Origin of the sequence: Mesorhizobium sp. M0028, from assembly GCF_040323855.1 — a bacterium.
GTDB lineage: Bacteria > Pseudomonadota > Alphaproteobacteria > Rhizobiales > Rhizobiaceae > Mesorhizobium.
In genome coordinates, this window is record NZ_JAMYVG010000006.1 from 188,211 (window position 1) to 201,197 (window position 12,987).

The following is a 12,987-nucleotide window of genomic DNA, read 5'->3' on the forward strand; positions in this document are numbered from 1 at the left end:
GAATGACAAGCAAGCACGTGGCCGTCCTTCTGGGGGGATTCTCGTCCGAGCGGCCCGTGTCCCTGTCGTCGGGCAAAGCCTGCGCCGATACACTCGAGGGGGAGGGCTACCAGGTCACCCGGGTCGACGTCTCGCGCGACATCAGCTCGGTGCTCGTCGAGCTCAAGCCCGACGTCGTCTTCAACGCGCTGCACGGCCCCTTCGGCGAGGACGGCACCATCCAGGGCATCCTCGAGTATCTGGCCATTCCGTACACCCATTCCGGCGTGCTTGCCTCGGCGCTCGCGATGAACAAGGAACAGGCCAAGAAGGTCGCCAAAGCGGCCGGCATTCCGGTAGCGGAATCGAAGGTGGCCAATCGCTTCGCCATCCAGAACAAGCACCCGATGAAGCCGCCCTATGTGGTCAAGCCGGTCAACGAAGGATCGAGCTTCGGCGTCGTCATCGTGCATGAAGGCCAGTCGCATCCACCGCAGATCATCGGCTCGTCCGAGTGGAGATATGGCGATACGGTGATGGTCGAGCGTTATGTGCACGGGCGAGAATTGACGTGCGCGGTGATGGGCGATGTGGCGCTCGGTGTCTGCGAGATCATCCCGACCGGCCATTCCTTCTACGACTATGATTCAAAATACGTCGCGGGCGGATCAAAACACGAATGCCCGGCAAAACTTTCACCGAATATTTACCAAAAAATACAGACACTGACGCTCAAGGCTCACCAAGCTATCGGCTGTCGGGGGGTTTCCCGGTCGGACTTCCGTTATGACGATCGTCACTCCGAAAACGGTGAAATTGTCTGGCTCGAGGTCAACACCCAGCCGGGTATGACGCCGACGTCTTTGGTGCCGGAAATCGCCGCGCAAGCGGGACACTCGTTCGGCGATTTGTTGAGTTGGATGGTGGAGGACGCTTCGTGTCTGCGTTGAAGTGGGGACAGGGCAAGGGGAAGGGCGCGGCCGGGCCGGTGCTGTTCGGCATGCCGTTGTCGTTCGACCATTTCGTGCTGCCACGCCTGCTCCGCCGGCCGGTGCGTGTGCTGGCGCGCCTCGGCGAGGGCGATTTCGAAGCGCAGCCCTATTGCGCTGCCATCCTGTCGGCGGCACTGCTTATTTCGAGCAGCGCCTATGGCGCCTATCTCGGCGGGCATGCCGACGCCATCGTCCAGAGTGTCACCGCCCGCACCGGTTTTGCCGTCGACCAGGTCAAGGTCGTCGGCAACCGCGAAACCTCCGAGATCGATATTCTCGACAGGCTGGAACTCGACGGCTGGACCTCGCTGATCGGCTTCGATGCCGAAGCTGCGCGCGAACGCATCACCACGCTGCCCTGGGTCGAAGCCGCGGCAGTGCGCAAAGTCTACCCGCATACGCTGGAAGTGCGCGTCGAGGAGCGCGAGCCGTTCGCGCTGTGGCAGCAAGGGAGCGCGCTTTCGGTCATCGAGAAATCCGGCACCGTGATCGCGCCGTTCTCCGGCGGCAAGCAGATATTGCTGCCGCTGATCATCGGCACCGGCGCACCGGCCAAGGCGCCGGATTTCCTGGCCAGGATCAAGAATTATCCGGAGCTTGCCGCGCGGATCAAAGGCTATATCCGCATCGGCGAACGGCGCTGGGATCTCAAGCTTGAGAATGGCATCACCGTCAAGCTTCCCGAAGACGGTGAGGACCAGGCGATTGCCGACCTGGTCAGGATGGACCACGAGAACGGGCTTTTGACGCGCGACATCGCAGCCGTCGACATGCGCCTTTCCGACCGTCTGGTCGTCCAGTTGACGCCGGAAGCGGCGACGCAGCGCGAGGCTGCGCTTAACGAAAAGCCCAAGATGCTGAAGCGCAAGCCGGAGACGAAGATATGAGCTGGCTTGGCGGCAACAGCGATGCCTCGTCGCGCCGGTCCGGCATCCTGACGGTGCTGGATGTCGGTTCCAGCAAGGTCTGCTGCGTGGTGGCCAAGCTCAAGCCGCGCGACGATGGCAAGCTGCTGCGCGGACGCTCGCATCGCATCCAGGTGATCGGCATCGGCCACCAGAAATCGCAAGGCGTGAAATCGGGCGTCGTCATCGATCTCGACCGTGCCGAGCACGCCATCCGTCTTGCCGTCGACGCCGCCGAACGCATGGCGGGACTGACGGTCGATTCGCTGATCGTCAACATGACCGCCGGCCGGCTGAAGAGCGAGGCTTTTTCGGCCACCATCAATCTCGGCGGTCATGAAGCAGACGAGGCCGACATCAAACGCGTGCTTGCCGCCGGCGCCAAGCAGGCGCTGCGGGCTGAGCGCGAGGTGATCCATTCGCTTCCCGTGGCCTTTTCGCTGGATGCCGAGCGCGGTGTGCGCGATCCGCGCGGCATGGTTGGCGACCAGCTTGGCGTCGACATGCACGTGCTGACAGGCGACGCGGCGCCTCTGCGCAATCTGGAGCTCTGCATCAACCGCTCGCATCTCTCGGTCGAGCGCATGGTGGCGACACCCTATGCCAGCGGGCTAGCCGCCCTGGTCGACGACGAGCTCGAAATGGGCGCGGCCTGCATCGACATGGGCGGCGGCACGACGACGATCTCGGTATTTTCGGAAGGCAAGTTCGTCCACGGCGACGCCATCGCGATTGGCGGCAACCACGTCACGCTGGATATGGCCAAATGCCTGTCGACCTCGCTCGATGCCGCTGAAAGGCTGAAAGTGATGCATGGCTCGGCGCTGCCAGGAAGCGCCGACGACCGCGACCTGGTCTCGATCCATCCGATCGGCGAAGACGGCGAGGTGCCGTTGCAGATCCCGCGCTCGGTGATGACGCGCATCATCCGCGCCCGCATCGACGAGACGCTGGAACTGCTGCGCGACCGGCTGAACAAGTCCGGCTACGGCAATGCCGTCGGCAAGCGGGTGGTGCTGACCGGCGGCGCCAGCCAGCTTGCCGGCCTGCCCGAAGCCGCACGCCGCATTCTCGGCCGCAATGTGCGCATTGGCCGCCCGCTCGGCGTGGCAGGCCTGCCCGAGGCGGCCAAGGGGCCGGCTTTCTCGACCCCGGTCGGACTTCTGATCTACCCGCAGATGGCGAGCTTCGAGAGCCGCCCGGCGAAGGGAATTTCCGGTCTTCGGATGACCGGAACAGGCGGAAAACTGCATCGAATGAGTCAGTGGTTGAGAGACAGTTTTTAATTTGACGGGGACAGCCCCATAGGCGGCCGCGGCGGCGAAGCGGCGGGAAAGGCAAAGGACGAAGACAATGACCATCAATCTGCAGAAGCCGGACATCACCGAGCTCAAGCCGCGCATCACCGTGTTTGGTGTCGGCGGCGGCGGCGGCAATGCCGTCAACAACATGATCACCGCCGGCTTGCGCGGCGTCGAGTTCGTGGTGGCCAACACCGACGCGCAGGCACTGACGATGTCGAAGGCCGAGCGGCTGATCCAGCTCGGTGCGCATGTCACCGAGGGTCTCGGCGCCGGATCGCAGCCTGAAGTCGGGCGCGCGGCGGCGGAAGAGTGCATCGACGAGATCATCGATCATCTCTCGAACACGCATATGTGCTTCGTCACCGCCGGCATGGGCGGCGGCACCGGCACCGGGGCGGCGCCCGTGGTCGCGCGCGCTGCCCGCGAAAAGGGCATCCTTACCGTCGGCGTCGTCACCAAGCCGTTCCACTTCGAAGGCCAGCGCCGCATGAAGACGGCCGACATGGGTATCGAGGAACTGCAGAAATGTGTCGATACGCTGATCGTCATTCCCAACCAGAACCTGTTCCGGCTGGCCAATGACAAGACGACCTTCGCCGACGCCTTCGCCATGGCCGACCAGGTGCTCTATTCGGGTGTCGCCTGCATCACCGACCTGATGGTCAAGGAAGGCCTGATCAATCTCGACTTCGCCGACGTCCGCTCGGTCATGCGCGAAATGGGCAAGGCGATGATGGGAACCGGCGAGGCTTCGGGCGAGGGCCGCGCAATGGCCGCCGCGGAAGCCGCCATCGCCAACCCGCTGCTCGACGAGACCTCGATGAAGGGCGCCAAGGGCCTGCTGATCTCGATCACCGGCGGCCGCGACCTGACACTGTTCGAAGTCGACGAGGCCGCAACCCGCATTCGCGAAGAGGTCGACCAGGACGCCAACATCATTCTGGGCGCCACCTTCGATGAGGAACTCGAAGGCGTTATCCGCGTGTCGGTGGTCGCCACCGGCATCGACAAATCGGCGGCCGAAATCGCTGCAGCGCCGATCGCCATCCGCACGGCTCCGCCGAAGCCGGTCAGCCGCCCGGCGGCTCAGGTCACGGAAATGCGCCCGGCGCCTGTCCAGCAGCCGATCTATGAACCACGTGCTGCCGATCCGGTCGCCGAGGCCATTCAGCTCGCCGAGGCGAATGCGGCAGCGATGGCGCAGGCCCGCCCGGCACCGGTCGCGCATTCGGAAGACTTCCGTCCGCAGAGCAAGATCTTCCAGGCGCCTCCCGCTCAGCCGCAGCCGATGATGCAGCCAGTGGTTCAGCAAGCGATGCAGCCGGCTCCGCATCGTGAAATGCCGCAGCCGATTGCCGCGGCACCCCAGCGCATGCCGCGGGTAGAGGATTTCCCGCCGCAGGTGAAGGCTGAAGTGGAAGCCAAGGCCCGCCCGGCCGACCACGAGAACAGCGGCCCGATGGGCTTGCTCAAGCGCCTGACCAACGGCCTAACCCGCCGCGAAGAGGAACCTGCACGGCTGCAGCCGGCGCAGCCGCGCGAACCGAAACTGCGCCAGGCGCCGGCGGAAGTGCGCCGCCTAGCCAGCCAGGATCCGCAGCTTTACGCGCCGCGCCGCGGCCAGCTGGACGAGCAGGGCCGACTGACGCCGCAGAGCCGGGCTGTCCAGGAAGACGATCAGCTGGAGATTCCCGCCTTCCTGCGCCGGCAGGCCAATTGATCTGTTGACGGTTCGTAACAGTTGTTAACAGGCGAGCAGGAAACTGTTCGCCTGTTAATATTAAAAGCGATTTTAAAACAAGGACTTATGGGGCAATCCCGCGCTGGACCGCAGTTACAAAGAGTAAGAAACCGTGATTTGGAGTCTCCCTGTGGGACCATTATCTTCGCCACCGACCAAAGTCGGTTTGCTGGGAGTCTCGGGGAAGTGGCCCTGCCTGCCGATCAATCAAGAGCCGCGCCCTCAGGGCAGATGAAGCGGACCTAGGCAGTACGGGCTATGGGGATTGTTTTGCACGACTATCAGACGACACTTAAATCGCGTGCGACGCTGACTGGTATCGGCGTCCATAGCGGCAATCCGGTCACCGTCCATTTCCTGCCGGCAGATGCCGATACGGGTATCGTCTTCCAGCTTTCGAATGCAAGCGGAAGCCACGAATTTCGCGCGCTCGTTTCCGAGGTCGGTGCCACCGACCTCTGCACCATGCTTGGCGATCCGCAAGGCGAGCACATTGCCACGGTCGAGCATCTGATGGCGACGCTCTTTGGGCTTGGGATCGACAATCTCGTCATTGAAATCGACGGCCGTGAGGTGCCTATCCTCGACGGCAGCGCGGTCATGTTCATCGAGGCCATGGACCAGGCAGGCATCGAAACGCTGCCGGTCAAGCGTCGCTACATCAGGGTGGTCAAGCCGGTTCGCATCGAGAACGGCGCCTGCTGGGCGGAGTTCAGGCCCTATGATGGCACGCGCTTCGAGATCGAGATCGATTTCGAAAGCCCGGCGATCGGCCGCCAGCTTTTCGCATCCGATATGAATGCCGACATTTTCCGCCGCGACGTCGCGCGGGCCCGCACTTTCGGGTTCATGAAGGACGTCGAGCGGCTATGGGCAGCTGGCTACGCGCTCGGCTCCTCGCTGGAGAACTCGCTGGTGATCGGCGATGACAACCGCGTGATCAACATGGGAGGCCTGCGCTATCCCAACGAGTTCGCGCGGCACAAGACGATGGATGCAATGGGCGACCTGGCGCTCGCCGGTGCCCGGTTTATCGGCTGCTTCCGCTCCTATCGTGGTGGCCACAGGCTGAACGCCGCGGCGCTGCGCCGTCTCTTGTCCGACCGTTCGGCTTTCGAGATCGTCGAGACGACGCGCCGCGAGCGCGGCCGTGCCGCCGAGATGAGCGCTGTCAATGCCCCCCTCTTTGCGCCCTGGATGATCTGATTCTTAACGTTTTTGCGGCTCTTATTGCGATCAGCTGTGTTGCAAGGATGCATCACTGGCCGGCCAAATCGCACAGCTTTCCAGGTGGCGCCAAACCGCCACAAAAATGTGCGATTGGCCGGGGATAGCGTTGCCGGGCAAGGCGGTTATGGTTTATGGCTGCTGCCGTCGACTGAAATGACGCCGAAAGGGCGGAATCCAATCATGTTTTTCAAGCGAGTTGGTCAATCGAAGGCGCCGCGGCGGGCTGTTTTCCTGGCGCTTTCGGTCGTCGTTCCATCGCTGTTTCTGTCGGCCTGCATGTCGTCCGAGAAGGACGTCGATCTATCGACCTATGTCGATCAGACCGAGCCGGCCGACGTGCTCTATAATCAGGGTCTCGCCAATCTGAATGCCGGGCGCCTGCAGGAGGCAAGCCGCAAATTCGATGCCGTCGACCGCCAGCATCCGTATTCGGAATTCGCCCGCAAATCGATGGTGATGGGCGCCTTTGCCGACTACCGTCAGGGCAATTACGACGAGGCGATCGGTTCGGCCAAGCGCTACCTGACCCTTTACCCGTCGACCGACGATGCAGCCTATGCCCAATATATTATCGGGCTGAGCTACTACCGCCAGATCAAGGACGTCACCCAGGACCAGAAGGAAGCGCGTCTTACCGTGCAGACGATGCAGGACCTGGTGACGCGCTGGCCCACGTCCGAATATGCCGACGACGCCAAGGAGAAGATCCGCTTCGCCAACGATCAGCTCGCCGGCAAAGAGATGCAGATCGGCCGCTATTATCTCGAGCGCCGCGAGTACATCGCAGCCGTCAAACGATTCCGCAACGTGGTGGAGAACTATTCCAACACACGCCATGTCGAGGAGGCGCTGGCGCGTCTGACCGAGAGCTACTACGCGATGGGGCTGACGTCGGAAGCGCAGACCGCCGCGGCCGTGCTCGGCACCAACTATCCCGACAGCCAGTGGTACAAGGACTCCTATAAGCTCCTGCAGAGTGGTGGGCTCGAGCCGCGCGAGAATGCCGGATCGTGGATCTCCAAGGCCGGGAAGCTGATCACCGGCGCCTGAGCGGCGCGTCACCATGCTCTCCAGGCTGTCGATCCGCGATATCGTTCTGATCGAGAAGCTGGACATCGACTTCTCGTCCGGCCTTTCGGTGCTGACCGGCGAAACCGGCGCCGGAAAGTCCATCCTGCTCGACGCCTTGTCGCTGGCGCTTGGCGCCCGCGGCGACGCCTCGCTGGTGCGGCATGGCGCGGCACAAGGCCAGGTCATCGCTGTGTTCGACGTGCCGCGCAACCACCCGGCCCGTATGCTGCTCGCCGAGAACGCCATCGAGGACGACGGCGACATCATCCTGCGCCGCGTCCAGACGGCGGACGGCCGCACGCGCGTTTTCGTCAACGACCAGCCGTCCAGCGTGACGCGGATGCGCGACGTCGGCCATGCGCTGGTCGAGATCCACGGCCAGCACGACGAGCGCGCTTTGGTCGATCCCGGTGCGCATCGGGAATTGCTGGACAGCTTCGGCGGTCATCTGGGCGCCGCGCGTGCAACAGGCGAGGCGTGGCGGCACTGGCGCGCCTGCGAGCAGGAATTTTCACGGCACCGGGCCAAAGTCGAGGCGGCTTCCCGCGAGGCCGATTATCTGCGTGCGGCGGTCGCCGAATTGACCAGGCTCGATCCGCAACCGGGTGAAGAGACCGAGCTCGCCGAACTGCGCGCCTCGATGATGCGTGCCGAAAAGATCGCCTCGGAAATCCACGATGCGCAGGATGTGCTCTCGGGCCCGTCCTCACCCTTGCCGCAGTTGGCCAGCCTGCTCAGGCGGCTGCAGCGCAAGGTGACGGAAGCGCCCGGCTTGCTTGAAGAGGTCGTCAAATCGCTCGACGAGGCGATGCTGTCGCTCGACGCGGCGCAGTCGGGCGTGGAAGCAGCACTTCGCGCCACTGAATATGATCCGCAGCGGCTGGAGAAGGCCGAGGAGCGGCTGTTTGCGCTGCGTGCCGCCTCGCGCAAGCACAGCGTCGCTGTCGACGATCTGGCGCAACTGCGCGACACCATGGCGGCCGACCTTACCGATCTCGACGCTGGCGAAGAGCGCCTGCATGCGCTGGAGAGACAGGCTGCAGCTGCGCGTCAGGCCTATGACATTACGGCGGCCCAGCTGTCGTCGCTTCGCCATGCGGCGGCCGCAGGGCTGACCAAGGCGGTAATGGCCGAACTGCCGGCGCTGAAGCTCGAACGGGCTGAGTTCATCGTCGAGATCGCAAGCGATGCCGGGAGCCGCATGGAAGAAGGCATCGACCAGGTCGAGTTCTGGGTGCGCACCAACCCCGGCACCCGGCCCGGCCCAATGATGAAGGTCGCTTCCGGCGGCGAGCTTTCGCGCTTTCTGCTGGCACTCAAGGTGGCGCTGGCCGATCGCGGCTCGGCGCCGACCCTGGTCTTCGACGAAATCGACACCGGGGTAGGCGGCGCGGTTGCCGACGCCATCGGCCAGCGGCTGGCGCGGCTGGCAAAGCGCGTGCAGGTGCTTTCGGTCACGCACGCGCCGCAAGTGGCGGCGCGCGCCGCGACGCATTTCCTGATCTCCAAGTCAGGCGGGGCCGACCGGGTGTCGACCGGCATCGCCGAGATGGACCGGGCGGCGCGGCAGGAGGAGATCGCGCGCATGCTCGCCGGCGCCACCATCACCGACGAGGCGCGCGCGGCGGCCGAGCGCTTGCTGCGGGAGAACATCGCGGCAGCGTAGAGCGGTTCATCACGCCGAACCGCTCTACCTCTTTGTTTTGCGCAATTCCGGACGGAAAACCGTTTCACACTTTTCCTGGAATTGCTCTAGACGAGTTCGTTTCCGGCGCTCGTGACCTGAGTCAGGGTCTGGCTCCATCCTGCTGTTCAGGAATGATTTCCGTGTCTGATCTCTCCCTCATGAGAGAATCCTGTTCTATTGTGTCGCGCCACCGTGGAGGGAGCAGTGTATGGACGAAAAACCAGTCGATTCGCTCAGCGAAAGCGAGGCGGCAAGCGAGTTGAAGCGGTTGGCGCAGGAGATCGCCGAGCACGACCGGCGCTACCATGGCGAGGACGCGCCGATAATCACGGACGCGGAATATGACGCGCTGACGCGGCGCAATCTCGCCATCGAACAGCGCTTCCCTGCTTTGCTGCGTGAGGATTCCCCCTCACGCAGGGTCGGCGCGCCACCGGCGGAAGGCTTTGCCAAGGTGCGTCATGCGGTGCCGATGCTCAGCCTCGCCAAGGCCTATACCGACCAGGATGTCGCCGATTTCATCGTACGTGGCCGGCGGTTCTTTGATCGCGACAAGGATCTGGACATCGCCTTCACGGCTGAGCCGAAGATCGACGGGCTGTCGGCTTCGCTGCGTTATGAAGGTGGTGTGTTCGTGCAGGGGGCAACGCGCGGCGACGGCGCCGTTGGCGAGGACATCACCGCCAATCTGAGGACCATCGCCGACATTCCCAAGACCTTGAAGGGATCGGGCTGGCCCGAGGTCATCGAAATACGCGGTGAGGTCTATATGACCTACGCGGAATTCGAGGCGTTGAAGCAGCGCTCGGCGGCGATCGGCGGCCAGGATTACGTCAATCCGCGCAATACCGCGGCCGGGTCGCTCCGTCAGAAGGACCCGTCTATTACCGCCAGCCGCAACCTCAAGTTCTTTGCCTACGCCTGGGGCTTTACCACAAAGGATCCGGCTCCGACCCAGTACGATTCCGTGCAGAAATTCGCGGAGTGGGGGTTCAAGGTCAGCCCGCTGATGGTCCGGGCAAGATCGGTCGAGGAACTGGTCGCGCATTATCACCTGATCGAGACCCAGCGCTCATCACTGGGCTACGACATCGACGGCGTCGTCTACAAGGTCGACCAGCTGGAATTGCAGCGCAGATGGGGTTTCGTCACTGGCGAACCGCGCTGGGCCATCGCCCACAAATTTCCGGCCGAACAGGCGATGACAACCGTGCTCAGGATCGACATTCAGGTGGGCCGTACCGGTACGCTGGCGCCCGTTGCCCGGCTTGCACCCGTCACGGTCGGCGGCGTAGTGGTCGAAAACGTCACGCTTCACAACGAAGATTACATCAAGGGTCTGGACAGCAACGGCCAGCCGATCCGCGACGGCTATGACGTGCGTATCGGCGACACAGTGGTCATCCAGCGGGCAGGGGACGTCATTCCGCAGATCGTCAGCGTCGTAGCCGATAAGCGTCCGCCAGATGCCGTGCCCTACGAATTCCCGCACAAATGTCCGATCTGCGGCTCACCCGCAACGCGCGAGATCAACGAGAAGACCGGCAAGGAGGATTCCCGCCGCCGCTGCACCGGCGAACTGATCTGCCCTGCGCAGGCCGTGGAAGGATTGCGCCATTTCGTGTCACGCGGCGCCATGGATATCGAAGGCCTGGGCGCTGAAAACATAGATCTGTTCTTCAACGCCGGGTTGATCAAGACAGCCGCCGATATCTTTACGCTCAGGGATCGTCGTCCCGCCGTTACCAAGGCGCTGGCCGAGCGGCGGGAAGAGCAGGCCAGGCAGCGTGAGGCCGCGTCGGGCAAGACGCGCAAGAATGTACGCAGTGTCGAGGAACGCAACTACGACGGCCTCGACAAGCTCTTCGCTGCCATCGACGCTCGCCGCGAACCGGAACTCGATCGCTTCATCTTTGCGCTGGGCATCCGCCATATCGGCGAAACGACGGCCGCTGTGCTTGCCCGAACCTTCTCGACGATCGAGGAGTTGATCCGCATTGGCAAGGAGACAGCAGCGGCAGCCGATCCACACACCGTTTTTCCTTCGATCAACGGCATCGGCGATACGGTGATAGGTGCGCTTCGCGATTTCTTCGGCAATGAACGCAACGACGCCGTGCTTGAAGCGCTGCTCACACAGGTCCACCCGAAGCCATACATCGTGAACGTCTCAGCCGATAGTGCGGTCGCCGGCAAGACAATCGTGTTTACAGGTACGCTGGAAAAGATGACGCGCCCCGAGGCCAAGGCGATGGCCGAACGTCTCGGCGCGAAGGTCGCCGGCTCGGTTTCTGCGAAGACCGATCTCCTGGTAGCGGGGCCGGGCGCCGGTTCCAAGCTGAAGGACGCGACCAAATTCGGCATCGAGGTGATCGACGAGGACACCTGGTTGCAGCGGATCGGCAAGGGCGCGTGATGGCGGCTGCGTTCAACGGTTTTGGGCAAAAGGCCATTCCCTTCCTCAAGGCGCTGGATTTTCATCAGAGCCGGGAGTGGTTTTTGGAAAACCGCGACCTTTTCGAACGGGATCTGCGCGACCCCTTCGGCGATCTGGTCGAAACGCTCTCCGAGCGCTTCACGGCCGCGGGGCTCGGCCTGCGCGGCGACCGCAAGAAGTCGCTGTTCCGGATTAATCGCGATGTGCGTTTCGCCAAGGACAAACGGCCTTATAACCGGCATTTGTCGGCGATCCTTTCGCCTGACGGCACCAAGATGGAACAGGGCGTGTTTTACGTCCATATCGGGCTCGATCGCTGCTTTGCCGCCGTTGCCTGGTGGCAGCCCGGACCGGAGCTATTGCTGGCGCTGCGCAACGCGATCGCGAAGCGGCCGGCTGAATTCCGCACCCTCGTCGCGGCGCTGAAGAAGAACGGCCTCGAGCTCGACCCGGACGGCTGCATGAAGCGCACGCCGCGCGGCTTCGAGCATATCGCCGAGCCCGATCTCGCTGCCGCGATCCGCAATCGGCATTTTGCCGTCCGGCACGCAGTCGAGCCGGCGGATATTTATGGAGCTGGATTGGTCGACGAATTCGTCGACTTCGTCATGCGGGCAAAACCGCTGCTCGACTGGGGCAGGGCGATCGAAGGCAAGGCTTCGCCGCGCTAGCGGATAAATCAGACAGTCAAATGCGCCGCGCAGTGTAGAGGCTGGTGGTCATGTTGCGGGTTATGGAGCCTTGGAACTCGTCGCGGACGATGCGACCCAGCTCCGCCAGGATTGCTTCGCGGTCGCTGCGGATGTTGATGTTGGAAAAAGTGGCATAGAGGGCGACCGTCTGGTCAGGATCGAGGACGAGCGACCAGACACTTGTCCCATGTTTGATGGAATCGAACGCGCCGGTTCGCTCCAGCGCCGCCACGCGGGCCTCGGCATCAAGGGCGAACGGAATACCATTTGAGCCCGCCGAAGGGCTCGAAGGCCCTTCAAGCAGTGCCTTCGTCGCATCATGAAAGGGATCGGGGCGACTGTTGTCGCCGAATACATTCCAGACCATTGCCCACCAGCCGCCCGGCCGAAGCAGCTCGGCGACCTTGACCAGCGCGGTGTCCTCATCCAGCCAATGAAAGGCAGTGGCGCTGACGCCGAGATCAAAACCGGCCTTCTCAAGGACGGCATCCTCAAACGCAGAGACGCTCACCGAGAGCGCCTTGTCCTGAATAAGTCTCGCAAAGGAAAGTCGCGAGGCGAGAATCCGGCTCGATGGCGAGCATCGGGCTCGCGCCCAGTTCGAGTAAGCGGCGCGTAGCAGTTCCTGTACCTGCGCCAATCTCGAACGTCGCCGTGCCAGGGGCGAGACGGCACCGTTCACATAGAATTTCGAATACCCAATCAGGATAGCCAGGCCGCGTCGCGTGATAGCTGCCGGGATCGGCGCCGAAGGCCAGGCGGCCGAATTTTGGATCGATGAAAAATTCGCTCATTGCAACCACCTCTGGGGAAGCACCTCTGGCCTTGGGTCTGTGGCCGCCACTTTTGGCAAGGACCGATGGGCGCAAACGGATATGCCCTCCCAGGTGCCAAGCGTCTGATTTTTATCCACTGGGCACTGGAGCGCCTTGCCGCCCGCCTCAGCCAT

General features: G+C 63.1%; 11 protein-coding genes. 9 read left to right on the forward strand and 2 right to left on the reverse strand.

Translation table 11 applies throughout. The features are described 5' to 3' along the window. Window positions 1-2: 2 nt before the first annotated feature. The 9 genes from NKJ93_RS14905 to NKJ93_RS14945 all read left to right on the forward strand — a co-directional run bounded on the left by NKJ93_RS14905 (window position 3) and on the right by NKJ93_RS14945 (window position 12,017). Window positions 3-929 (forward strand): D-alanine--D-alanine ligase, encoded by a 927-nt coding sequence (locus NKJ93_RS14905; RefSeq protein WP_023721198.1) that lies wholly within the window; start codon window positions 3-5, stop codon window positions 927-929. After that, window positions 917-1,858 carry a cell division protein FtsQ/DivIB gene (locus NKJ93_RS14910; protein ID WP_352589867.1) on the forward strand — a complete coding sequence of 314 codons (942 nt, stop codon included), beginning with the start codon at window positions 917-919 and terminating at the stop codon, window positions 1,856-1,858. Before NKJ93_RS14905 ends, NKJ93_RS14910 begins: the two co-directional genes overlap by 13 nt. After that, a complete protein-coding gene (ftsA, locus tag NKJ93_RS14915; protein WP_352589869.1) occupies window positions 1,855-3,162 on the forward strand; it encodes a cell division protein FtsA in 1,308 nt (435 codons plus the stop codon). Before NKJ93_RS14910 ends, ftsA begins: the two co-directional genes overlap by 4 nt. A 67-nt stretch (window positions 3,163-3,229) precedes the next feature. After that, the gene (gene ftsZ, locus NKJ93_RS14920; RefSeq protein WP_023721195.1) at window positions 3,230-4,900 is read left to right on the forward strand and encodes a cell division protein FtsZ; all 1,671 of its coding nucleotides are present in this window, start codon (window positions 3,230-3,232) and stop codon (window positions 4,898-4,900) included. A gap of 279 nt (window positions 4,901-5,179) precedes the next feature. Next, window positions 5,180-6,127 carry a UDP-3-O-acyl-N-acetylglucosamine deacetylase gene (lpxC, locus tag NKJ93_RS14925; RefSeq protein ID WP_352481535.1) on the forward strand — a complete coding sequence of 316 codons (948 nt, stop codon included), beginning with the start codon at window positions 5,180-5,182 and terminating at the stop codon, window positions 6,125-6,127. Window positions 6,128-6,331: 204 nt separating this feature from the next. Then, window positions 6,332-7,201: an outer membrane protein assembly factor BamD gene (locus tag NKJ93_RS14930; protein ID WP_352456160.1), complete on the forward strand. Its 870-nt coding sequence runs from the start codon at window positions 6,332-6,334 to the stop codon at window positions 7,199-7,201. Between the two features lie 13 nt (window positions 7,202-7,214). Beyond that, entirely contained in the window at window positions 7,215-8,888 is a 1,674-nt protein-coding gene (gene recN, locus NKJ93_RS14935; RefSeq protein WP_352589872.1) for a DNA repair protein RecN, read from the forward strand. A gap of 229 nt (window positions 8,889-9,117) precedes the next feature. Then, window positions 9,118-11,325 carry an NAD-dependent DNA ligase LigA gene (ligA, locus tag NKJ93_RS14940; RefSeq protein ID WP_023721191.1) on the forward strand — a complete coding sequence of 736 codons (2,208 nt, stop codon included), beginning with the start codon at window positions 9,118-9,120 and terminating at the stop codon, window positions 11,323-11,325. Continuing rightward, on the forward strand, window positions 11,325-12,017 hold the full coding sequence (locus NKJ93_RS14945) for a DUF2461 domain-containing protein (RefSeq protein ID WP_352589875.1): 693 nt from the start codon (window positions 11,325-11,327) through the stop codon (window positions 12,015-12,017). Before ligA ends, NKJ93_RS14945 begins: the two co-directional genes overlap by 1 nt. A gap of 16 nt (window positions 12,018-12,033) precedes the next feature. Here the strand turns inward: NKJ93_RS14945 and NKJ93_RS14950 are convergent, their stop codons facing one another. Continuing rightward, the gene (locus NKJ93_RS14950; protein ID WP_352589878.1) at window positions 12,034-12,549 is read right to left on the reverse strand and encodes a class I SAM-dependent methyltransferase; all 516 of its coding nucleotides are present in this window, start codon (window positions 12,547-12,549) and stop codon (window positions 12,034-12,036) included. Then, on the reverse strand, window positions 12,530-12,832 hold the full coding sequence (locus NKJ93_RS14955) for a hypothetical protein (protein WP_352589881.1): 303 nt from the start codon (window positions 12,830-12,832) through the stop codon (window positions 12,530-12,532). The genes NKJ93_RS14950 and NKJ93_RS14955 overlap by 20 nt, the downstream gene beginning before the upstream one ends. Window positions 12,833-12,987 lie beyond the last annotated feature (155 nt).